The organism is Pseudomonas sp. Tav-5-1A, assembly GCF_055755055.1.
Map to the genome: position 1 here is coordinate 4130590 of NZ_CM146901.1, position 21244 is coordinate 4151833.

The window sequence follows — 21244 nt, forward strand, 5'->3', positions numbered from 1 at the left end:
CATCAGTGGATCAGTGATTTCAATTTTACCGGATTTATCCCGGATACGGATTGATTAATCATAGGCACATCACCACTGAGGAACACCGCAATGAACTCTCTTTTTTCCGAAGTCAAAGTAGGTCGTTACACCCTCTCCAACCGTATGGTCATGGCGCCAATGACTCGCTCGCGCTCTGACGATGCTGGCGTACCTTCCGATCTGGTCACCACTTACTACTTTCAGCGTGCTTCGGCAGGTCTGATCATCAGCGAAGGCGTATTTCCGGTTGCCATGGGTAAAGGCTATGTACGCACCCCTGGTATCGAAACCACTGACCAAGTGGCCGCCTGGAAGAAAGTCACTAGCGCCGTTCATACTCGCGGCGGCCGCATCTTTATGCAGCTGATGCACTGTGGACGAGTGTCCCATCCATCGCTCCTGCCGAACGGTGCACAGCCCCAAGCCCCTTCCGCGATAAAGGCAGCGGGTCAGACTTATACTGCAACTGGCCTGCAAGATTTCGTCACCCCGCACGCACTGAGCGTTTCGGAAATTGCTGATGTTGTCGCTGGATACCGCAACGCGGCCCGCCTGGCGATTGAAGCCGGTTTCGACGGTGTCGAACTGCATGCAGCATCCGGTTACCTGCCAGAGCAATTCCTGTCCACCGGCAGCAACCAGCGCGACGACCAATACGGTGGCTCGGTCGAAAACCGCACCCGCTTCGTCCTGGAGGTACTCGCTGCCATGGTCAGTGAAGTAGGTGGTGACCGTGTAGGTATCAAGATTTCGCCGGAGATGAACTTCAACGACATCGTCGATGCCAACCCGCAGGAAACCTACACCTATCTGGTCTCGCAACTGCGCGGTCTGAACCTCGCCTACCTACATGTGGCGCTGTTCGGTGCCCAGTTCGACTACCACGCAGCCCTGCGACCTCTGTTCGACGGAAGCTACCTGGTCGGCAGTGGCCAGACCAAAGAAAGTGCTCAATCTCTGATCGCAGATGGCAAGGCTGACGCAGCTGTGTTCGGTGGCGCGTTCCTGGCCAACCCTGACCTGCCGCAACGCTTCCTGGCCGGTGCTGAGTTGAACGTACCGAACAAAGACCTCTTCTACGCCCCTGGCGCTGAAGGCTACATCGACTATCCAACCATGTCCGAACGGGCATAAGGAGACCGTCATGTCATCCAGCGCACGTTTGCAACGTATGAACCATGGCAGCCAATTCAGGGCGTTCAGCCTGCGTGGTGACCAGTACGCAAAACCAATCGATCCATTCTTGGGTGTCGATCACGCGTGGATCAGCGGGCCGACGTTCCCACCCCATCCTCATGCAGGTTTTTCAGCGGTCTCGTACCTGTTTTTGGACTCTGAAACGGGCATCGACAACCGAGACTCGTTGGGTAACCGCAATCTTATCCAACCGGGTGGGCTGCACTGGACGGCAGCAGGTCAAGGCATCGTGCACGAGGAGGTTCCGGCTGAACCCGGCAAGACCGTCCACATGCTTCAGATATTCATCAATTTGCCGGAGCGAAAGCAGGACGCTGCGCCATTTGCGTTAAGTCTCGAAGCTCAGGATGTGCCTGTCGTCTACAAACCAGGAGCAAAGATTCGCGTGCCTTTCGGAAGCTTCGAGGGTGCTGTGTCGCCACTGGCAGTGCCGACCGAGGTTCGCCTTCTGGACATCTCCTTGGAGGATGGGAGCGAAGTCGCGATTTCTATTCCAGAAGGGCATATCGCTTTTGTAATGCCCATCGACGGTGAGGTTTTGGTCGACGGCAAACCCTTCGACCTGACCAAGCCCGAGGCTGCTGTAGATCTGCCACAGACAGCGGATCGAGTTGTGACTCTGGCTGCCAAGAATGGCAACGCTAAAGCGGTCATGTTTTCGGGCGTTCCGTTGAACCAGCCGGTGTTTTGGCAAGGGCCCCTGGCGCTTGCTTCCGCAGAGGCCTTGACCAAGGCAGTCAGTGGATACCAGCGCGGTGCATTTGGAACTCTGCAAGCATTCAATTGAAGTTAATGATCCCCAACTGGGGTGGTGCACCCCATACAATCGCTAGGAGAAAGACCATGACGTACGAAAAATTCAGTGCCGACAATGCTGCACTCCTGCTGATCGACCACCAGGTCGGCACCATGGGGTGGGCGAAGTCCATGCCGTTTGAAGAACTCAAACGCAACGCTCTGATGCTCGCTAAAGCAGCTCGCATCCTTAAGCTCCCTGTCGTACTGACGTCCAGTATGGAGGAGTATGCACAAGGCCCTCTGCTGAGCGAGCTGAAAGAGATCCTTCCGACCGAATTCGCCGGTCGCATCAAGCGTCTGGGCATCGTGAACGCAATGGACGATGAAAACTTCGCCGCTGCCGTGAAAGCCACTGGCCGCAAAAAACTCATCCTCGCTGGCGTGACCAACGACGTCTGCACGGTATACCCGGCACTGTCGCTCGTACGCGATGGTTACGAAGTCCAAGTCGTGGCTGACGGTGGTGCTTCGCCTACCAAAATGGCTGACGACATCGCCTTGCGTCGCATGGATAAAGCCGGTGTGACCCTCACCACCACCAATCAGTTGATCGCCGAACTGGCAGGCAGTTGGGCCACCCCAGAGGGCGGTCAATTGGTTCAGGTGCTGATGGAAGCATTTGGCGACTGACTCCTTGCTCTAAGCCAGAGGAGCTGGAATATCGCTCCTCTGGCCCCTTGGCAATAGAAGCGACGAATGAGTCGCCTTTTTTGCAATGCCGTCGACGTGACGTCATCTGCCTTCATGGTTGTCCTCATCACCGGATCTTGAATCAATGGCTTCAGACGAAGAGATCACCATCATCGGCGGTTCGCTCGCCGGACTCACCCTAGCACTCGCATGCGCATCATCAGGTTTGAGAGTTCGTGTACTTGAGCAGTCCGAAGGACACGCGTCAGGCGGCGACAGTCTAACCGTCGATCTGGCCCTCCTGGCCGCCACAACCGGGCACAATCCCCGTGTGTCACCTGCGCTCCCCGTCGTCCCAGCCTACAGAGATCTCACTACTTGGCCAGCGCTCTATGGCTGGTTACGAGACCGCGTGAACGAGGCTCCCGGCATAGTGCTTGAAGGCGGCAGACGAGTGTCTTCTGTTTCTGACCTAGGCGACTCAGTTCAAATCACCTTCGCAGATGGCCATCAGCAAACGGCGCCAGTGGTTACTGGGGCGGATGGCTATCGTAGCGTTGTTCGACAAGCGATAGCGCCTGAGGCGCCGTTTGCGAAATACGCAGGCTATCTCGTTTGGCGTGGGCTTGTTGACGAGCAAACGCTGCAAAACCCGGTGTCCTGGCCCTCGGATGGTGGCCTTTGGATTGAGTTCGTAGGCGGTTACAGACTTGTTGCAGCAACGCTGCCAGGTCGTGACGGATCTGTTCAGCCTGGGCAGCGACAAATCACATTTGCCTGGTTTGACGCCCATCAAGATGAGCTGCTGCGTCGTACTGGCTGTTTGACCGCAGAAGGGCATACTGTCGGAACTCTCGCCCGAGGCATGATCGATGACAGCGTCAGGTCAGCACTAGCGAAGCGTGCCCATACCATATGGCCGGAAAGATGGCGGGAAGCAGTGCTGGCAGGTATCCGCTCTCCAAACACGCTTAGCGGCTCTCCCATCGCTGAATACCTTCCGCAACGGCTTGCCCGAGGCAACATGGCGATCATTGGTGATGCTGCGCACGTCATCACGCCTATGACCGGCAGAGGGCTTTTGACTGGCATGGAGGACGCTTCGACCGTGGCGCATCTGCTGGCGAGGCGAAGCCCCGGAGAAACATTTGCTACTGTGCTAGCGCGTTATGAGCAGGCTCGACTGCCATTCATCCGGGGCCTAGTGAAGCACTCAATGAATATAAGCAGTGAGTATCTGAAACTCGCCCGAGCATGAAGAGAAGCGGGCAGATGGTTTAACTGTCAGGGTCCGCTTTGGGTCGAAAGCAACCATTGGAGAATGGCCGCCTTCTGCCCAAAAATGGCCAGCAGCCACGGATGCTGGGCCCATGACTCCGGTTGATCCCCAATGCTATTTCTTTTTACGCAGCCCCACCGCGACTCCCATCAATGCCAGCGCGCCTCCTACAGCATGATAGCTATGCAGCCGCTCCCCCAACACCGCGCACGCCAAGGTATGCAAGCAGCTAGGAAAAAGACAGTCCTCGCAGCGTAGGTGGGCCTCATCAGCAAGATGCAGGTTCAAATGCCCATTTCGATGGTTTCCGGATCCGGCCCCAAGCGGCCGGCTTGCTTGAGTTGGGCAATCGCTTCAACCTCCCGACGGCTGAGCTGAAAGTCGAATATGTCGATATTGGCCGCAATTCGTTCGGGATTGGACGAGCGAGGTATCACCACATAGCCATTCTGAAGGTGCCAGCGAAGGATGACCTGGGCAGGGGTTTTGCTGTGGCGCTGAGCGATTTCAGCGAACAGTGGCAGTTTCAGTACCTCACCGCCCTGCCCCAGCGGGCTCCAAGACGAGACAACGATGCCTTGCTCACGGCACCGATGGCTCAGTTCGGCTTGGTTGAAATCGGGACGGACTTCGATCTGGTTGATTGAAGGAATCACGCCTGTGTCATCAATGATATGCGCCAGATGCTCGCTATTGAAATTGGACACTCCGATTGAGCGGACCCGACCTTCCTTTCGCAGGCGCACAAAGGCCTTCCAAGTGTCACGATAGGCTCCCTTTTTCGGGATGGCCCAATGGATCAAGTACAGGTCCAACGTTTCAAGGCCCAGACGCTGCATGCTGGCGTCGAACGCTCGCAAGGTGCTGTCGAACCCTTGATCGGCATTCCATAGCTTTGTCGTGATGAAGATTTGGTCGCGGCCCAGATCGCTTTCCATAACCGCTCGGCCAACTCCGGCTTCGTTACCGTAACTCATCGCCGTATCAATATGTCGGTAACCGGATTCCAAGGCAATCCTGGAAGACGCATAAGCCTGCGCGTCGTCCAGTTTCCACACGCCGAAGCCCAGTTGCGGAATCTCTACGCCATCATTGAGGGTAATCCGTGGAGCGGATGCCATGGCTATCTCCTGATAAAGATTGAGGGGGACATCAGTAAGGTGGCTGAATTGAGTATCTCCCGGTTTCAATACTGTGATACAGATGCAATAATTTTAGCCATTCAAAACCGTGAGGTTCGCAATAATGGACAAGTTGAATGCCATGGCTATGTTCGTTCGCGTGGTTGACTGTGGCAGCTTCACTGCTGCGGCATTGGCGAGCAACGTCAGCCCGACCATGGTTGCCAAGCACATTCGTGCCAGCGAGGCACGCTTAGGGGCGCGCTTGCTCCACCGGACGACCCGTCGACAGCACCTCACTGAGGTAGGCCAACTCTTCTATGAGCGCTGCAAAAAAGTACTGGCCGAAGTCGAGCTTGCCGAGGCAAGCGCCTCGGAACTCCAGGAGACACCACGTGGTGCAGTCAGGCTGGTAGCACCGGTCACATTCGGTAGCCAGGTGCTGGTACCAGCTCTGACTCGTTATTTGGAGCAGCATCCGGAGGTGGATGTAGAACTCACGCTCGATAATCGAGCGCCTGACTTCCATGCCGACAATATCGAACTGGGCATATTGATTGGTGACGTGAAGGACATGGGCCTTGTTGCGCGGCCACTCAGGCCCTACCGCAGGATTCTGGCGGCGTCTCCAAAGTATTTAGCCACACACGGCACGCCCTCCCACCCTGAAGAATTGGAACGGCACAGTTGTTTGGGGCTATCGTACTGGCGACGACATGATCGGTGGAACCTGGTCTGCGAGAATGATGAAACATGCGCAGTGATGGTGAAGGGAAGATTCTCATCAAACCAGGGAAGTGCGTTACGCATGGCAGCACTGTGTGGAATCGGCATCGTATTGCAGCAAGAGGATCTGTTATCAGACGATATTGCAGCGGGGCGCCTGGAGCGGGTCCTGGCAGATTGGTCTTATAAGTCGACTCCAATGCATTTGCTCTACCGACAAGACACCACTCCGACTGCCAAGCTGAGAAGTGTGATCGATTTTCTCATGAGGGAGTTTGCAACTTGAGTTCTGGGGCGGTAGAGCATCGCATTATATGAAAGCCTAGCCTCCACTAGCGGCGAAAGCACGTCAGGGTGGATAACCGCTAAAGTTTTTCCTGCTCCTCGAAAACCTCTGAAACAACCCCCATAGCGTTGTTAACATTTGCCCCACCCGCATAGAACATGGTTTGTAGAACCGCTTCGACAATCTGCTCCTGGGTTGCGCCGGCCTCCAGTGCTGCCTGCGTATGTGCCCGGACCTGCGGCAGTGCGGATCCCATCGTCACGCAACTGGCGATGATAATTAATTCACGCGTTGCCAAGTCCAAACCCGGTCGATCCAAAATTCCAGCAAATGCCCAGCTCATCGTCATAGTGATCAAATCAGGGCAGATGTCCTCCCGCGACTGGGCCAACTGTTGCCCGCTATGGTTACCGTGCAACCTAGAGAAAAGCTGTAGCCCGCGTGTAAAATCCGGGCCTCTCGCCAACTGCTGTTTGCTCATATGCATTTACTCCTCTGGTACCGGTTATCCGACAGTGGGTCATTCTGCGAGGCATGAAGGCTGCGAAACAGCAGCTTCAGGTGTTTTCATTCCATACCCTGAGGTCCTGAATGAAAGAGAGTGGATAATTGCTCGTGACGGTCAGATGCGGTCGGACACTGGGTGGAAGCCCTGGGCCTTCTCTCATGCTTCACGTATTTGGCTGCCCTTCACAAAGGGCAGCTTTCGGCCGAGGCTGTGTAAAAACGCTTTCGAGCAGCTTTGGTGGCCTGATTGGGGGCTAAAATCGCGCGCCTATGCAACTTCCAGCTCCGCTGATTAGCCAAATGCCGGCGGATTTCGCGTAGCAGCGCAGACTTCAAAACCGTGCCTGCGTTTTTACACACTCTGGGCCAGAAGCTGCCTTCCAGCCAAGCAATACCCCCCAGCCACATACGATAGTTGCCGAACGCCCCACCAGAAGTACTGCAGCGCCTTTGACGCGGCCTGGCGGCCGCTGCTACACATCTTCTCACCTCAGCCAACCAATCGCTTGCGCATGGGCGTGCACGCCAGCTCAAGCCCCGAAGGCGAGGTATAGATGCCGCCAACCTCCCCGAGGTAACCACACCGATGGTAAAACCCTGTGGCATTCGGGGTCGCGTCCAGGTGAATTTCGTCAAGCCCAGCCGCAATCGCCAGCCGCTCCAGATGCTGGATCATGGCCTTGCCAATGCCCTGCCCCATGTACGTGGGCAACACAAAGAGAGCGCCCAGCTCCCCGGACTGGAAATCGATCAGCCCCGTGGCAACCGCCACGTCACCCCACCAGGCAATGTGGTACCGGCGCGCCACACTGGCCCGGTACCGGTCCGTCAGGGGCACCTGTGTCCAGGCTTGAACCTGTTCTGGCGTGTAGACGGTAATACATTGGTGTCGAATAGCCTGAAACCGGATATCGAAAGCGACCTCGGCGTCGCTGTACCTGGCTGGGCGGATCTGCAACATGCTCACTCTCCTTGTCATGGATGTTCATGACCGGAGCATGAAAAAGCCCCGGCCGTTGCTGGCGGGGCTTGGGGGGATGCGTGGGATTTACGCGCGCAACGCCCTATGGCCCGCCGAGGGGGGCATCATGGGGTGCATCTGGGTTACGCGGCTGCAAGTGGTCATGGGGGCATCATCTGATGTTTTGGAAGGGAGTGCAATTTTTCGGGCGCAGAGGTGTTCGATGTTGGACGGCAATCGGCGAGACGCAGCAGTGCGTGCGCTGCGATGGTCATCTCAAGTCTCCCAAGCCGTTGTAGTGAGAAGACTTTTCCACCCATCTTCGATACTGGCGAGTGCGCAAGGCCATGGCGAGCTGCTGCAAGATCAGCGCCCGCAACGGTGAAACGCTCGGATCGGTTTTTTTAGCTCGGCTGAGTTTGCGCAACTGAAACTTCACCACTGCCATGTTCGCCAAGGCGGCAATGGCTTTGTTTTTCCAGGTGATTGCAGGCAACTGCGGTGCGCTGTCCTTGCCCTGCTGCCAGTTACGAGGCAAGTGCGGGTCGATGGCCAACGCTGTGCCGATGCCCACCATGTCCACACCACTGCGCACCACGCTTTCGGCCACCGGCCGGCGGCGGATACCGCCGGTAACCATCACCGGCATGTTGGCGACGGTTTGGATGTCACGGGCGAATTCGACGAAATACGCTTCACGCGCCAAGGTGCGACCGTCGCGGGCGTCACCCTGCATTGCGGGTACTTCGTAGCTGCCTCCGGATAATTCCACCATGTCCACGCCCAGGCCGTTGAGCAACTCAACCACCTTTTTCGCCTCATCGGCAGTGAACCCTCCACGCTGGAAATCAGCGGAATTGAGTTTAACCGCCACCGCAAATTCCGCGGACACCACAGCCCGGACCGCCTTGACGATGGCGAGCAACAGGCGCGCGCGGTTTTCCAGGGAGCCGCCCCACTCGTCCGTTCTTTGATTGGTCAGGGGCGAAAGGAACTGGCTCAGCAAATAGCCATGGGCGGCGTGGATTTCCACGCCGGTGAACCCGGCTTTTTCGCCCAGGCGGGCGGTGTTCGCGAAGCGCTGGATGACCTCTTCAATCACATCAGGGGTCATCGCCCGGGGCGTGGCGAAACGCTTGGACATGTTGCCCAGTGCCAGGGGCACGGCTGACGGCGCCCACGTCGTTTGCCCGAGGTTGGCCTGCATCTGCCGGCCTGGGTGATTGATCTGCAACCAGACCTGCGCGCCGCCGGATCGAGCAATAAGCGCCCAACGCTTGAAAGGGGCCAGGTGTTGATCGTCCTGCAACACCACGCCACCCGGTCCGGTCATGGCGCGGCCGTCGACCATCACGTTGCCAGTGATGATCAGGCCGACACCGCCGTCCGCCCACGCTTGATAGAGCCGCATGAGGTCTTCGGAGGGAGCCTGGTGGGCGTCCGCCATGTTCTCTTCCATGGCGGCTTTGGCGATTCGGTTCTTGATGGTGGAACCGTTGGGAAGGGTCAGGGGGGCGAACACATTCATGGGGCAGTCCTCAACTGGAGATGAGGCCACCTTAAGATTGAAGTGAACTTTAAGGTCAATACCTTTTTGTAGCCCCCTCTTCTCGCAGACGAGTTATCAGCATTTGCGCGTTGTCCCCACACGCAACACCCTCGGGCTTAGCTTCAATGCCCTTGATGACGAGCAGAAGTTGCGCTTTGTTTTGCGCCAGCCGCTCCTGCAGCACACTGATTTCCTCCACCTTTTGCTTCAGCCCCGTGAGCAACGCGTCGTGCTGGCAGCCGCTGGCGTTCCCCGGCATCAGTTGCCGGATCTCCTCCAACGAGAAACCTGCGGCCTGTGCACCGGTGATGAGTTCCAGCACCCATTGGGTATCAGGCGCGTAATCTCGGTAGCCGTTGGCCTTGCGCTCGACGGAGTGAATCAAGCCACTGGCCTCGTAAAAACGGATTCGTGAAGGGGCCAGTCCGCTGATTTTCGCCAGTTCGCCTATTCTCATAACCCCACCCTGCACCACGCTTGACCTAAAAGCTGACTTTAAACCTAACGCCATCAGGCGGCCAAGGCCGGCTCAACCTTCGCTCGCAAGTTCCTCGCGAACAATCGCTGCACCAGCACTCAACGCTCTCAACTTGCCGCTGGCCACTCGACGCGGCAACGGTGCCATGCCGCAGTTGGTGCACGGGTAGAGTTTGTCGGCGTCGACGAATTGAAGGGCTTTGCGCAGGGTGTCGGCAACTTCCTCGGGCGTTTCGATGGCATGGTTGGCCACATCAATGGCCCCGACCATCACCTTCTTGCCCCGGATCAGTTCGATCAGCTCCAGGGGAACGTGGGAGTTGTGACATTCCAGCGAGACGATATCGATGCTGGACTGTTGCAACTTGGGGAACGCCAGTTCGTAATGGCGCCACTCCGCGCCCAGCGTCTGTTTCCAATCGGTATTGGCCTTGATGCCGTAGCCATAGCAGATATGCACGGCGGTTTCGCAGTTGAGCCCTTCGATGGCGCGCTCCAGGGTGGCCACGCCCCAGTCGTTCACTTCATCAAAAAAGACGTTAAAGGCAGGCTCGTCAAACTGGATGATGTCCACCCCGGCAGCCTCGAGTTCCCTGGCCTCCTGATTGAGAATTTTGGCAAATTCCCACGCCAGTTTTTCCCGGCTCTGGTAATGCGCATCGAACAGGGTGTCGATCATGGTCATGGGGCCTGGCAGTGCCCATTTGATCGGTTGCCGGGTCTGCTGCCGGAGGAATTTGGCGTCCTCGACGAACACCGGTTCTCTACGCGCAACAGCGCCCACCACCGTGGGGACGCTGGCGTCGTAGCGATCACGGATCCTGACGGTCTTGCGCTGTTCAAAATCAACGCCGTCGAGGTGTTCGATGAACGTGGTCACGAAATGCTGACGGGTTTGTTCACCGTCGCTGACGATGTCGATACCGGCCAGTTGCTGCTCGTGCAACGCCAGGCGCAAGGCGTCTTGCTTGCCTTCAATCAGCGCGTCGTCGTGCAGTTTCCAGGGTGACCAGAGTGTCTCGGGTTGGGCAAGCCAGGCAGGCTTGGGCAGGCTGCCAGCCGTCGATGTGGGCAACAATTTTTTCATGAAAAAGACCTTGGTTTAAATGAATCAAAACGTGCAGTTCGCCGCCCACTGTTCAAGCATGGCTTGGTAGGGTCTGATGAACTGTTCTTCGGCGAACTTGCCTTGTTCCACAGCCAAGCGACTACGTTCCTCTCGATCATAAACAATGCGCGTCAGCGAGTAGTCCTGGTGTGTCAGGCTTGGCTGGTAGGTTTTACCTGCCGCCGAATTGGCGTTGTAAATCTCGGGCCGGTAGATTTTCTGGAACGTGTCCATGGTGCTGATCGTGGCCATCAACTCCAGGTTGGAGTAGTCACCCAACACATCGCCTGTAAAATAAAACGCCAGCGGCGCCGCACTGTCAGGCGGCATGAAGTAGCGAACCTTCATGCCCATTTGCTTGAAGTATTCATCGGTCAGCGAGTATTCATCCTGCTGGTACTCATGGCCCAATACAGGATGCTGGTTTTCGGTACGGTGGTAGGTTCTGCTGCTCGAAACGCTCAGGCAGATGACCGGCGGCTTGTCGAAATGCGCTTGGTAGGCGCTTGAATTGACGAAGCACTTGAACAGCTTTCCGTGCAGCTCGCCAAAGCCTTCCGGTGTGCTGAACCCGGCCTGCTTGTTGTTGTGTTCCAGCAACCGCACGCTGAAATCGTAGTCGCGCACGTAAGAGGAAAAGTTATTGCCGACGATGCCGCTGATGCGCTCGTTGGTTTGACGGTCGACGATCGTAGTTTTGAGCACTTCGATCAGCGGGATGGCGTCACCACGGGTGCCGGCCCCCATGTTCATCTCGACGGAGATGATCTCCAGTTCGACCCCGTAGCGATCACCTGCAGGGTTGTCCCAATGCGCCAGCGCGTTGAAGCGGTTATCTATCATCTTCAACGTATTGCGCAGATTCTCCTGCCGGCTTTCACCCCTGGCCAGGTTGGCGAAGTTGGTGGTGACCCGGGTATTGTTTGATGGCGAATAGTGCTCATCAAAATTTATGCTTCTGATCGTGAAGGTGAATTCATTGTTCATTCCAACTGCCACCCTGCTTTTCAGTATTGACCAGCGTTCTGTTCCCTCACGGCCTTGGCGTTGGCGAGTGTGAAGAGCTGAGCGCAGGTTAAAGCGGGTGGCAGTTGAGTAAAAACGAATTGATTTCAAAAAAGCATTAGTTCTGCTCATGCCGCTGCAACAGCGCGACAACGAGCTGGCCGGCGCTACCCCTTGGTCAAGTCCACCAACGGCGTCTGCCGCACTTCGGTGTCGCGCCCACCCTGAATATCACTCACCTGCTTCAAGGCCTTGTCCACTGCGGCCTTGTCCGCCAACAGGCTGTAGCTGATGTGGAACTGCTTGTGCTCTTTCGGGCCAATGGTGGGTACCAGGTTCAGTGGGCGCTGGTAACGGCGGTTGTAGGAAAAACTGGTCCCTGGTTCCAGCCCCGTGACGTAGCCCTGGCCCTGGGTATCGGCGTTTTTCCACAGGGAGAACACCGGCAGCGTCTGGGTGTTGAAACCGACCGCCACGCCCAGGCTGCCCGCCTGGTTATGCAGCACGGTCAAGGTATCGCCCTTGGCATCGGCATAGGGCACTACGTTGTAGACCGTTTCGTCGTAGTCCTTGGTGGGCGCGCGGTAGGTTTGCCAGTCGGCCAGGTCGCCCTTGGCCTTGTCGTTGAACGGCGACACCTGTTTCACCGGCGCAGCGAAACGCGCGCCCTGCTCCAGGAACGGGGTGCTGAAGTTGCTGTGGTACAGCGCCTGGTATTCCTTTGGGTAGTCGCCGTTGTTGGTGAGGGTGTCGTTGAGGGCGAACGCTACGCTGCCCGGCTCGGTGACCAGTTCGGTGGCGACGGCGAAGTCGACCTTCTTGAACGCCTGCTCTTTCAGCTCGCCACGCAAGCGGATGGCGTACGGCGGCTGCTCGTCGATGTGCAGGGTGACTTTGCTTGCGGGTATGTTGGCGGCCCGCCCGTGCAGGGTCAGCAGCTCGCCGTTGTCGACGCCGGGGTGGCCGACCCATTCGTAGCCGCAGCGGGCCACCAGCTCGTTGAAGCCTTCCAGCCAACCCAAGCCATCGCGGCCATTGAGTTCGATAAAGGCGGGGTTGACCACTTCCTTGACCGGTGAATCCCAGCCCATGCGCACCTTGCCCACCGAGGCGTGCAAGACGTTCATGCCGCGGGTGGGCACCACCGAGAGTTGCATCGTGCCGTTATCGATGTCGACGATGCTGACGCCCTCCTGCCGCCCACCGTGCAGGGTACGCACCGTGACGCTGAAAGGTTTGGCGGTTTTCATCCCGAGCTGCTGGCTGGTGACCTGCCAGTTCTGGGCGGCTTTGTCAGTGTCGAGCAATACGTAATCCCAGGCCATGGCGTGGGAGCCGGCGGACAGGGCGCCGAGGGCAACGAAGAGTTTGAGCGGAGTCATTGCAGTAGCCTTTCTTGGAGTTGTGGGTTTTTTATAGCCTTGAAGAAACGTTTCAGCAAGCCCAGGGGCGACGTTCCCCGCCCATTTAGGCCATGATGCACGGCAGCGCGAGGCCCCTGGCGCGAACAGACAAGGAACGGTTGACCTTCACATGACCCTGCAACAACTTACCTACTTCCTGGCCGCGATCGAGCACGGCACCTTCTCCAAGGCCGCCGAAAGCCTGCACATCGCCCAGCCGTCGCTGTCCGAGCAGATCCTGCGCCTGGAAGAGCACCTGGGCACCCACGTGTTCATCCGCACCAACCGGCGGCTGGTGCTCACCGAGGCGGGGCGGCGCCTGCAGCCGTTCGCCCAAGGCATGGTCACCGCCGCCCGCCAAGGCTACGAGGCGGTGCAAGCGGTGCGCGAGCTCAGTGGCGGGGTGGCCAGCTTCGGCACGTTCGGCACGGCGCACCATTACTTCCTGACCGACCTGATCGAACAGTTCCGCACCCAGCACCCCGACATGCGCATCAAGATCGTGGGCTACAACTCGTCCGAGATCGCCGAGTTGGTCAGCCACGGCGATATCGAGGCGGGCCTGGTGATGCTGCCCATCAAGCAGCAGAACCTGACGGTCAGCGAGCCGGTCTGGTCGGCGCAGGTCGGCTACATCAGCGCCAACCCCGACCACCTGCAGGGCCCGAAAACCATCCGCGACCTGGCCACCGCGCCCCTGATCCTGACAGAAGCGCGCTGGAATACCGCCGACCCTATCCGCCGCCTGCTCGCCCAACTGGCGGCCAAGGGCGGCGAGGTGCTGGACCCGATCATCGAGGTGGAACACCAGGTCACCGGCTTTGAACTGGCCGCCCGCGGGCTCGGCGACGTCATTGCCACGCGCCCGATCCTGCATCAGCTGGGCTTCAATGACCGCCTGGGCTGGGTGCCGATCAACCCGCCCATCTTCGAAGTCTTCGGCTTTATTCACCGCCACGACACGCCCATTTCGCCGCCCACCCGGGTGCTGATGAACCTGATGCGCAGCCACCTGAGCCGTATCCAGGCGTTGTATGCGCATCTGGAGTCGCAGTAGCCATAGGCTGCGCCTATACGAAGCACTTTGTTTTACCCATTCATCCGCACGCAAGCCGGTTGGATACTGCCCCCACGGACGCCAATGACAGGCGCTTGCACCGTTCGATGAAGGGGGAGTCAACCATGTCCACTCAACTGCAGTACTGCATCATTGGCGCCGGGGCCGCAGGCCTGGCAGCGCTGAAGACCATGACCGACGCCGGCTTCCAGGTGGACTGTTACGAGAAGTCGGGGCACATCGGCGGCCACTGGAACACCGACTACGACGCGTTGCACCTGATCACCCCGAAAAGCAGCTCGTGCTTCGATGGTTTCCCGATGCCGGCGGACTACCCGGTGTACCCCAGCCGCGACCAGGTGAAGGCGTACATGAACGCCTACACCGACACCTTCGGCCTGCGCGAGAAAATCACCTTCAACACCGAAGTGCGCACCCTGGTGCCCCTGGGCGACAACGGCGAAGCGGGCTGGCAGGTGACCCTGGCCGACGGCACCCGCAAGCGCTACGCCGGGGTGCTGGTTGCCAACGGCCATTTGTGGGATTGCAAGATCCCCGAGGTGGGCAAAGGCTTTACCGGCGTGTCCATTCACTCGGGTGAATACCGCAACGTCAAACAGGTGGAAGGCAAGGTGCTGGTGGTGGGCTTCGGCAACTCCGGTTGCGACCTGGCCGTGGATGCCGCCCAGGCGCGCCTCGACACCACCATCGTGATCCGCCGTGGCCAGCTGTTCCAGCCCAAGACCATTTTCGGCGTGCCCCGCGGTGAGTTGCCGTTCCTCGGCCAGTTGCCGCCCGAACAGCAGAACATGGTGATGAACCTGCTGATCATGGCCACCGTCGGCTCGCACACGAACTACCCCGGCCTGCCTGCCCCGGAAAGCTACGACCTGGACGAACAGCCGCCGGTGGTCAACACCCTGCTGCTGTACTGGATTCAGCACGGCCGCATCAAGGTGGCCCCGGGCATCGAGCACATTGAAGGCAAGACCGTCACCTTCAGCGACGGCAGCCAGGGCGACTACGACACCATCGTCTGGGCGACCGGCTTCAACACCCGCCTGCCGTTCCTGGACGAGAACCTGCTGCAATGGCGCGACGGCGCGCCCCTGCGCACCGCCGCCATGACCCTGCCGACCAACCTTGAAGGCCTGTTCTACATCGGCCTGGGCGCCCCACGTGGCCCGCAATGGCCGGTGTACTGCGACCAGACCAAATTGGTGATGCGCTTCCTGAAACTGCGCGCCGCCGGCATGCAAGGCCTGGCGGCCAAGTTCGCCAGGCTGCAGCCGGCCGACTCGCGCATCGACATCATCAAGCGCGAATGGCTCGCCAGCTACAAAGACACCCAGCGCCAACTGGATGTCATGGAACTGTCCCTGCAACCCGCCGCCCCTATCGCCCAACTGGCCTGACTGGACTACTCATCATGACTACTGCACCTACCGCCAGCGTCATCATCACCGGCACCTCCTCCGGCATGGGCCAGGCTGTCGCCCAACGTTTCCAGGCCGAAGGCTGGCACGTGGTGGCCGTCGACGTCGCCCCCGGCACCCAAGCGCCCAGCGCTCTGTTCTCGCCGGTCGTGGGTGACATCACCCGCGAAGCAGAGCTGACCAGCGCCATCGACGCCGCCCTCGACGGCAAGGCGCCGTTGAAAGCCGTGATCAACGCGGCCGGGATTTTCCCGACCTCGTCGCTGGAAAGCTACAGCGACGCCCTGTACCGCAAGATCTTCGACATCAACGTGCTGGGCTCGCTGAACATCGCCCGCATCGGCACCCGGCACTTGAAGGCCGCCGGTGGCGGCGCCATCGTATTCTTCGCGTCGGTGGACGCCTTCACGGTGTCCAAGAACCAACTGCTGTACAGCGCCTCGAAAGCCGCCGTGGTGTCCATCACCCGCTCGCTGGCCATTGAACTGGCCGACCACAACATCGTGGTCAACGCCCTGGCGCCGGGCTGGGTAGACACCGAAGGCACCCGTGCCGGTGGCCGCATCGAAGCGGCCATTGCGTCGATCCCGCTCAAGCGTGCCGCCCGCGTTGACGAGATTGCCGACTGGGTCTGGCAGCTCGGCGCCAAGCCGTCCTACGTCACGGGCGAGTCGCTGTGCATCGCCGGCGGTGTGTTCATGCGCTGACCCAATCGCAGGCCCCACGCGCCAAGACGTGGGCCTGCCCTTCCTCCTGACAGCTGCCTCATTACAATTATTCCAGAGGGCAAAATCATGGGCGAACTCTACGTTTCCTCCACGTCGCACGACAGGTCCACCCCGCGCGCCAAGGCCTCGACCTCGCGCAAACCGATGACCAAGGCCGTGGTCGGCGTGACCCTGGGCAACATGGTCGAATGGTTTGACTTTGCGTTGTACTCATCACTGGCCGGCATCATCGGCAAGACCTTCTTCCACAACGACAACCCCACCACGCAACTGCTGGCGATCTATGCAACCTTCGCCGCCGGTTTCCTCATCCGCCCCCTGGGGAGCCTGGTGTTCGGCCCCATCGGCGACAAGTACGGGCGGCGCATGGCGCTGTCGCTGAGCATCTCGCTGATGGCGGTGGCCACCTTCGCCATTGCGCTGATACCCAGCTACGCCAGCATCGGCGCGTTCGCCCCGATACTGCTGATCCTGATGCGCCTGCTGCAAGGCCTGTCCACGGGGGGCGAGTACGGCGGCTCGTGCACCTTCATCGCCGAGCACGCGCCGGACAAACGCCGCAGTTTCCTCACCAGCTGGCTGGAGTTCGGCAATATCTCCGGTTTCCTGCTCGGTGGCGCGGTGGTCACCCTGTTCACCCTGACGCTGGGCGAAGCCACCATGGCTGACTGGGGCTGGCGCGTGCCCTTCGCCGTCGGCGGCCTGTTGGGCATGATCGCCCTGTACCTGCGCCTCGGCCTGGAAGAAACCCCGGTGTTCCAGCAAATGCAGGCAAACGAAGCCGCGCTGAAAAACAGCCCGGCGGCCAAAGCCGGCCTGTTCACCCTGCTGTTGAACGAGTGGCCGCAACTGCTCAAGTGCATGGGCCTGGTCACGGTGTTCAACGTGACCTACTACATCATCCTGGGGTACATCCCCGGTTACCTGGAGAACGTGCTGGGCTACAGCAACAGCTTCAGCCTGAGCCTGGGCATGACCGCCACGCTGTTCATGCTGGTGCTGATCCCGGTATCCGGCCTGCTGGCGGACCGCATCGGCCGCAAGGCCATGATCATCGCCGGCTGCGCCCTGCTGATCGTGCTGGCCATCCCCTGCTTCATGCTGCTGCACAGCCAGTCGCTGCCCCTGCTGCTGGCAGCCATGCTGACCCTGACCCTGGCGCAACTGTTCTTCGAAGGCGCCATGCCGGCGACGCTGACATCGCTGTTCGGCTCCCGGGTGCGCTTCAGCGCCCTGGCCATCAGCTACAACGTCGCCGTGTCGCTGTTTGGCGGCACCGCCCCGCTGATCAACACCTGGCTGATCAACGCCACCGGTAACCAGATGATACCGGCCTGGTACCTGATCGCCGGCGCCGTGGTCGGCCTGATTTCCGTCCTGTTCGTGCAGGACTCCACCGGCAAACCTCTCCCACAATGAGACCCATGATGACTACTCCAACCTCGCGTCAAAACATTTCCTCGGGCGGCCAGTACGAAGCGGTGTTCGGCTACTCGCGTGCCGTGCGCGTGGGCAACCACCTGCACATCTCCGGCACCTGTGCCTCGCCGGACTACGAACACAGCAATGCCGGCGAACAGGCCCAGGCCATCCTGGCCACCGTGCGCAACGTGCTGGCCGAAGCCGGCATGAGCGTGGAAGACGTGGTGCGCACCGTGGTCTACCTGCGCGACATCAACGATGCCGCCCAGGTGGCCAAGGCCCACAGCGACGTGTTCGACGGCATCCGCCCGGCCAGCAGCCTGATCCAGGTCGACTCCATGCTGCGGCCCTGGCAGAAGGTCGAGATAGAGACCTACGCCATCGTCGCCGGCTGACGCGGCCTGCCGGCCGCTGCTACAGGGCATGCCGCACCTCCCCGTAGCAGCTGCCACAGGCGGCGTCAGCGGCACCCAGCCGTCAACGCTAGCCGAGCGAAGCAAATCCACCCCGGCTTCACGCCACCTAGGGCAAATGCCCCAAGGGTAATCCCCCTTGAGGCTTGATGGTCTTGATCGCAAAATTGCTGCGAATATCCCGCACCCCCGGCAGCCTCAGTAGCGACTCCGTAAGAAAGCGCTCGTAGTCACGCAGATCCGGCACCACCACATGCAGCAGGAAGTCCGACTCACCTGAGACCAGGAACGCCGAGATGACCTCTGGCAGCGCCAGCACGGCCAAACGGAAGTTTTCGGCTTCGACCTCATGGTGACGTTCGACCTTCACCCCCACGAAGACAGTCAACCCCAGCCCCACGGCTTCCGCCTCCAGGCTGGCTTGATAGCCGCGTATCACCCCCGCCTCCTCCAGCTGGCGAACCCGCCGCAAGCATGGTGAGGGGGACAGGCCAATCTCCTCGGCCAGTTGAACGTTGGTGAGCCGACCGTCGCGCTGCAGGGCGGTGAGAATACGTTTGTCGTAACCATCGAGCTTGGGGTAGACCGGGCGCTGAGTTGGCATAGGTAGCCTGTTGAATAGGGATTGATTGGCACAATCTGCCAATGATAGCCAATTCAAGGGTTCATTACGCAACCACCTGCCCCGCCCATGCGGCTTAGAATTTTGTCCTCACTTCCTGCCCTGACGGTCGCTGCCATGGACGATAAAGTTCTCTATCTCGCCGCCCTTGCGATGATTTTTCTCATGCCTGGCCCCGACATGGTCCTGCTGCTGCAGACCGGCGCTTGCCAGGGCCGCAGACGGGCGCTGGCCACCGCTTCGGGTTTGGCCATGGCCCGTGCCGCTCATGTCACGTTGGCGGCGGTGGGCCTGGCATCGCTGTTCAAGGTGCTACCCTGGACGTTCGAAATAGCCAAGTTCGGTGGGGCTGCCTATCTGCTCTGGCTCGGCCTCAGGATGTTCAAGCCGACCAGCCATGGCACACCGCGCCACCCGCCGGCGCAGAGCACACCGGGCCAGGGGCTGGCGGCGGTGCGGCGTGGCATGCTGACCAACCTCCTGAACCCCAAGGCCTTGTTGTTCTGCTCGGTGTTACTGCCGCAATTCATCCACCCGGGCCAGGGGCCCGTGCTGGGCCAATTTGCGTTCCTGGGCGTGATATTAGTGAGCGTGGGCGCAGTGTTCGACGTAGCCTACGCCACCGCTGGCGGCTGGATGGGCCGCCGCCTGGAACACAGCGCCGTCGCGCAGAAGGTCCAGCAATGGCTGTTTGGCGGGATGTTGATCGGGTTCGCTGTGCGGCTGGCGTGGGTGCAGCAGGGCTAATCTACCTGTAGCAGCGGCCGCCAGGCCGCGTCAGAAGCCGCTGCGTTGTGCCTGGCTCACCGTGGTTGCAAGACGCCGCCTGGCGGCAGCTGCTACATCCTGTGGGAGCTGGCTTGCCAGCGAGCTGTGGGGCCATAGAAGCTCGCTGGCAAGCCAGCTCCCACAAAGGCAGTTGCAGCTACGGCAACCCCAGGGCCTTGCGGCCCTGGGCCATGGACTCAGGCGCGACACCGGCGAACAAGTTCGCCTGGCTTTTCACCAGCCCGGTACACCGGGCAACCCCCACCATTGCCTCCAGGTATTTGAGCCCCACGGTGGAGGAATCCACCACGGGCACGCGCGTGCCCTGCACGTGGCTGTAGCCGGCGCGACGCAACAGTGGCCCGTAATAGGCACAGCCCACCAGGATCACGTCTGCCCCGTCGCTGATGCACGCGTGCGCCGCAGCCTCGAAACGAGGAATGAATTGCCGTGCCGGCGCATCGACGGCTTCCAGCAATAGCTGTGCATCGGAATAGGGCGTGATGGACCGGACCGGCCGAGCGGTACAGCGGTCCCGCAGGCCATAGGCGATGATATCGCGCTCGATGGCCACGGCAGTCTTGTCGGAGACCGTGACCACCGCGAACCGTTGGCCCATGGCCAGGGCGGCTAGCATCGACTGCTCGCCCACCGAAGCTACCGGGATGTCGAGCATCTCGCGTGCTTCCCACAAAGGGTCATTCCAACAGCCCAGATAAACGCCATCGTATCCGTCGGCCTGGGCTTGCATGGCGGCTTCCACCATCAGCACCGAGTTCAGGTGCTCGGCATACTGCGAGCGGGTGAAGCCACCGCTGGTGGCCAGGAAGCGAAAGTCCAGTTGAACGTTTGGGGCAACCACGGCGCCGACACGCTCGTGAATGGTCGCCCATAGCGGCTCCAGGGCCGGGTTACGGGCAGTCGGGTGAATCCAGCACAGTTTCATCGAGGCATTCCTCTTGGCCAATAAAAACCGGCGAACGGGTCGCCGGTTGCAGGGCAAAACGGCTCCTGGCATGGGATTGCCGGCGCATGCCTCCACCAGCAGCATTGTGGCGCTCGGTGTAGGGCGAGATGAACGGTGGGTTTCCAGTGTCTTGCATAGGCGGGGCCTATAGAGGCGTGGTTGCTCTGCGCTCTTTGCTCAGCCTTGCCACAGCGCTGGCAAATGCCATAGCCTGCTTGTCTTCGACACTCACCATCGACGGGACAGCGATGAAGCCACCACAGGGACGTAGCGAATCAAGCGGGCTGCAATGCCGGCCTCTTGGGCCAGATGACGCCGAGACGATCGCCTTGCACCGCCAGACAATGTTTCTCGAAGCTGGCGAAGATGCTGAGAAATTGCGCGTAATGACTGAGCACTTTCGCCCATGGCTGAAAGAGCGGTTGGATGACGGTCGATACTATGGCTTCGCGCTCTGCGATGCCGACCAGGCTGTTGCGACCATTGGCCTAATGAGCATCGATTGGCCACCCCACCCAGCCCACCCCACCCTGGATAAGCGCGGGTACGTGCTCAATGTCTTCGTCGAGCCCGCCTACCGCCGTCGTGGCCTGGCTTCAGCCTTGATGCAACTCGCCGAGGCCGAGTTCGCCAGGCGGGGTATCAGCTTTGCCGTGCTGCACGCCACCCAGGTTGGAAAGCCTGTGTATGAGCAGATAGGCTGGGTGGGGACGTCGGAGATGGCCAAGGCCATCACTGGATAACGACCGCTACCCACACGCGC

Annotated in this window: 22 protein-coding genes; 12 read left to right on the top strand and 10 right to left on the bottom strand. The window is 59.9% G+C overall.

Annotation, left to right across the window (positions count from 1 at the left end; all coding sequences use genetic code 11):
• Positions 1–90 precede the first annotated feature (90 nt).
• The 4 genes from AC0J42_RS18735 (at position 91) to AC0J42_RS18750 (ending at position 3904) form a co-directional block, all read left to right on the top strand.
• A complete protein-coding gene (locus AC0J42_RS18735; RefSeq protein WP_473003008.1) occupies positions 91–1155 on the top strand; it encodes an alkene reductase in 1065 nt (354 codons plus the stop codon).
• Positions 1156–1165: 10 nt separating this feature from the next.
• Positions 1166–2005, top strand: a complete 840-nt coding sequence (locus AC0J42_RS18740; protein ID WP_473003010.1) for a pirin family protein — start codon at positions 1166–1168, stop codon at positions 2003–2005.
• Positions 2006–2061: 56 nt separating this feature from the next.
• Positions 2062–2646, top strand: coding sequence for an isochorismatase family protein (locus AC0J42_RS18745; protein ID WP_473003011.1), 585 nt, complete (start codon positions 2062–2064; stop codon positions 2644–2646).
• A gap of 145 nt (positions 2647–2791) precedes the next feature.
• Positions 2792–3904, top strand: a complete 1113-nt coding sequence (locus tag AC0J42_RS18750) for an FAD-dependent monooxygenase (protein WP_473003013.1) — start codon at positions 2792–2794, stop codon at positions 3902–3904.
• Between the two features lie 305 nt (positions 3905–4209).
• Here the strand turns inward: AC0J42_RS18750 and AC0J42_RS18755 are convergent, their stop codons facing one another.
• Positions 4210–5046 carry an aldo/keto reductase gene (locus AC0J42_RS18755; protein WP_416427734.1) on the bottom strand — a complete coding sequence of 279 codons (837 nt, stop codon included), beginning with the start codon at positions 5044–5046 and terminating at the stop codon, positions 4210–4212.
• Between the two features lie 124 nt (positions 5047–5170).
• On the opposite strand from AC0J42_RS18755, the gene AC0J42_RS18760 reads away from it, so the two are divergent.
• Positions 5171–6058, top strand: a complete 888-nt coding sequence (locus AC0J42_RS18760; RefSeq protein WP_416427732.1) for a LysR substrate-binding domain-containing protein — start codon at positions 5171–5173, stop codon at positions 6056–6058.
• 79 nt (positions 6059–6137) lie between these two features.
• Here the strand turns inward: AC0J42_RS18760 and AC0J42_RS18765 are convergent, their stop codons facing one another.
• The 7 genes from AC0J42_RS18765 to AC0J42_RS18795 all read right to left on the bottom strand — a co-directional run bounded on the left by AC0J42_RS18765 (position 6138) and on the right by AC0J42_RS18795 (position 13047).
• Positions 6138–6539 (bottom strand): carboxymuconolactone decarboxylase family protein, encoded by a 402-nt coding sequence (locus AC0J42_RS18765; RefSeq protein ID WP_416427731.1) that lies wholly within the window; start codon positions 6537–6539, stop codon positions 6138–6140.
• Positions 6540–7055: 516 nt separating this feature from the next.
• Complete coding sequence (locus AC0J42_RS18770) at positions 7056–7526, bottom strand: GNAT family N-acetyltransferase (protein ID WP_473003014.1); 471 nt, start codon at positions 7524–7526, stop codon at positions 7056–7058.
• Positions 7527–7797: 271 nt separating this feature from the next.
• On the bottom strand, positions 7798–9054 hold the full coding sequence (locus tag AC0J42_RS18775; protein ID WP_473003016.1) for an NADH:flavin oxidoreductase/NADH oxidase family protein: 1257 nt from the start codon (positions 9052–9054) through the stop codon (positions 7798–7800).
• A gap of 55 nt (positions 9055–9109) precedes the next feature.
• Positions 9110–9532 carry a MerR family transcriptional regulator gene (locus tag AC0J42_RS18780; protein WP_473003017.1) on the bottom strand — a complete coding sequence of 141 codons (423 nt, stop codon included), beginning with the start codon at positions 9530–9532 and terminating at the stop codon, positions 9110–9112.
• Between the two features lie 72 nt (positions 9533–9604).
• Positions 9605–10639, bottom strand: a complete 1035-nt coding sequence (locus tag AC0J42_RS18785; RefSeq protein WP_473003020.1) for a methionine synthase — start codon at positions 10637–10639, stop codon at positions 9605–9607.
• Positions 10640–10663: 24 nt separating this feature from the next.
• Positions 10664–11647 (bottom strand): DUF1852 domain-containing protein, encoded by a 984-nt coding sequence (locus AC0J42_RS18790; RefSeq protein WP_473003021.1) that lies wholly within the window; start codon positions 11645–11647, stop codon positions 10664–10666.
• Positions 11648–11832: 185 nt separating this feature from the next.
• A complete protein-coding gene (locus AC0J42_RS18795) occupies positions 11833–13047 on the bottom strand; it encodes an aldose 1-epimerase family protein (protein WP_473003024.1) in 1215 nt (404 codons plus the stop codon).
• A 151-nt stretch (positions 13048–13198) separates the two neighbouring features.
• Here AC0J42_RS18795 and AC0J42_RS18800 point away from each other — a divergent pair, with 151 nt between their 5' ends.
• The 5 genes from AC0J42_RS18800 (at position 13199) to AC0J42_RS18820 (ending at position 18106) form a co-directional block, all read left to right on the top strand.
• Positions 13199–14125 (top strand): LysR family transcriptional regulator, encoded by a 927-nt coding sequence (locus AC0J42_RS18800; protein WP_416425042.1) that lies wholly within the window; start codon positions 13199–13201, stop codon positions 14123–14125.
• 125 nt (positions 14126–14250) lie between these two features.
• Positions 14251–15540, top strand: coding sequence for a flavin-containing monooxygenase (locus AC0J42_RS18805; RefSeq protein ID WP_473003026.1), 1290 nt, complete (start codon positions 14251–14253; stop codon positions 15538–15540).
• 14 nt (positions 15541–15554) lie between these two features.
• The gene (locus tag AC0J42_RS18810) at positions 15555–16268 is read left to right on the top strand and encodes an SDR family NAD(P)-dependent oxidoreductase (RefSeq protein WP_416425044.1); all 714 of its coding nucleotides are present in this window, start codon (positions 15555–15557) and stop codon (positions 16266–16268) included.
• 87 nt (positions 16269–16355) lie between these two features.
• Positions 16356–17708 carry an MFS transporter gene (locus tag AC0J42_RS18815; RefSeq protein WP_473003029.1) on the top strand — a complete coding sequence of 451 codons (1353 nt, stop codon included), beginning with the start codon at positions 16356–16358 and terminating at the stop codon, positions 17706–17708.
• A gap of 8 nt (positions 17709–17716) precedes the next feature.
• Positions 17717–18106: a Rid family hydrolase gene (locus AC0J42_RS18820; RefSeq protein WP_473003030.1), complete on the top strand. Its 390-nt coding sequence runs from the start codon at positions 17717–17719 to the stop codon at positions 18104–18106.
• A 127-nt stretch (positions 18107–18233) separates the two neighbouring features.
• Here the strand turns inward: AC0J42_RS18820 and AC0J42_RS18825 are convergent, their stop codons facing one another.
• On the bottom strand, positions 18234–18728 hold the full coding sequence (locus tag AC0J42_RS18825) for an Lrp/AsnC family transcriptional regulator (protein WP_416427412.1): 495 nt from the start codon (positions 18726–18728) through the stop codon (positions 18234–18236).
• A gap of 135 nt (positions 18729–18863) precedes the next feature.
• Between AC0J42_RS18825 and AC0J42_RS18830 the strand changes: the two genes are divergently transcribed.
• Complete coding sequence (locus tag AC0J42_RS18830) at positions 18864–19493, top strand: LysE family translocator (protein ID WP_473003033.1); 630 nt, start codon at positions 18864–18866, stop codon at positions 19491–19493.
• A 178-nt stretch (positions 19494–19671) separates the two neighbouring features.
• Here AC0J42_RS18830 and AC0J42_RS18835 read toward each other — a convergent pair whose 3' ends face one another.
• Positions 19672–20460: an aspartate/glutamate racemase family protein gene (locus AC0J42_RS18835; protein WP_473003034.1), complete on the bottom strand. Its 789-nt coding sequence runs from the start codon at positions 20458–20460 to the stop codon at positions 19672–19674.
• A 269-nt stretch (positions 20461–20729) separates the two neighbouring features.
• Here AC0J42_RS18835 and AC0J42_RS18840 point away from each other — a divergent pair, with 269 nt between their 5' ends.
• The gene (locus AC0J42_RS18840) at positions 20730–21224 is read left to right on the top strand and encodes a GNAT family N-acetyltransferase (protein WP_473003035.1); all 495 of its coding nucleotides are present in this window, start codon (positions 20730–20732) and stop codon (positions 21222–21224) included.
• Positions 21225–21244 lie beyond the last annotated feature (20 nt).

Coding starts and splice junctions, on each gene's coding strand:
- AC0J42_RS18835 (WP_473003034.1), bottom strand. CDS start 20,460: ATGAAACTGTGCTGGATTCACCCGACTGCCCGTAACCCGGCCCTGGAG.
- AC0J42_RS18840 (WP_473003035.1), top strand. CDS start 20,730: ATGAAGCCACCACAGGGACGTAGCGAATCAAGCGGGCTGCAATGCCGG.
- AC0J42_RS18825 (WP_416427412.1), bottom strand. CDS start 18,728: ATGCCAACTCAGCGCCCGGTCTACCCCAAGCTCGATGGTTACGACAAA.
- AC0J42_RS18805 (WP_473003026.1), top strand. CDS start 14,251: ATGTCCACTCAACTGCAGTACTGCATCATTGGCGCCGGGGCCGCAGGC.
- AC0J42_RS18785 (WP_473003020.1), bottom strand. CDS start 10,639: ATGAAAAAATTGTTGCCCACATCGACGGCTGGCAGCCTGCCCAAGCCT.
- AC0J42_RS18780 (WP_473003017.1), bottom strand. CDS start 9,532: ATGAGAATAGGCGAACTGGCGAAAATCAGCGGACTGGCCCCTTCACGA.
- AC0J42_RS18765 (WP_416427731.1), bottom strand. CDS start 6,539: ATGAGCAAACAGCAGTTGGCGAGAGGCCCGGATTTTACACGCGGGCTA.
- AC0J42_RS18800 (WP_416425042.1), top strand. CDS start 13,199: ATGACCCTGCAACAACTTACCTACTTCCTGGCCGCGATCGAGCACGGC.
- AC0J42_RS18770 (WP_473003014.1), bottom strand. CDS start 7,526: ATGTTGCAGATCCGCCCAGCCAGGTACAGCGACGCCGAGGTCGCTTTC.
- AC0J42_RS18740 (WP_473003010.1), top strand. CDS start 1,166: ATGTCATCCAGCGCACGTTTGCAACGTATGAACCATGGCAGCCAATTC.
- AC0J42_RS18745 (WP_473003011.1), top strand. CDS start 2,062: ATGACGTACGAAAAATTCAGTGCCGACAATGCTGCACTCCTGCTGATC.
- AC0J42_RS18815 (WP_473003029.1), top strand. CDS start 16,356: ATGGGCGAACTCTACGTTTCCTCCACGTCGCACGACAGGTCCACCCCG.
- AC0J42_RS18750 (WP_473003013.1), top strand. CDS start 2,792: ATGGCTTCAGACGAAGAGATCACCATCATCGGCGGTTCGCTCGCCGGA.
- AC0J42_RS18810 (WP_416425044.1), top strand. CDS start 15,555: ATGACTACTGCACCTACCGCCAGCGTCATCATCACCGGCACCTCCTCC.
- AC0J42_RS18830 (WP_473003033.1), top strand. CDS start 18,864: ATGGACGATAAAGTTCTCTATCTCGCCGCCCTTGCGATGATTTTTCTC.
- AC0J42_RS18775 (WP_473003016.1), bottom strand. CDS start 9,054: ATGAATGTGTTCGCCCCCCTGACCCTTCCCAACGGTTCCACCATCAAG.
- AC0J42_RS18760 (WP_416427732.1), top strand. CDS start 5,171: ATGGACAAGTTGAATGCCATGGCTATGTTCGTTCGCGTGGTTGACTGT.
- AC0J42_RS18755 (WP_416427734.1), bottom strand. CDS start 5,046: ATGGCATCCGCTCCACGGATTACCCTCAATGATGGCGTAGAGATTCCG.
- AC0J42_RS18795 (WP_473003024.1), bottom strand. CDS start 13,047: ATGACTCCGCTCAAACTCTTCGTTGCCCTCGGCGCCCTGTCCGCCGGC.
- AC0J42_RS18790 (WP_473003021.1), bottom strand. CDS start 11,647: ATGAACAATGAATTCACCTTCACGATCAGAAGCATAAATTTTGATGAG.
- AC0J42_RS18820 (WP_473003030.1), top strand. CDS start 17,717: ATGACTACTCCAACCTCGCGTCAAAACATTTCCTCGGGCGGCCAGTAC.
- AC0J42_RS18735 (WP_473003008.1), top strand. CDS start 91: ATGAACTCTCTTTTTTCCGAAGTCAAAGTAGGTCGTTACACCCTCTCC.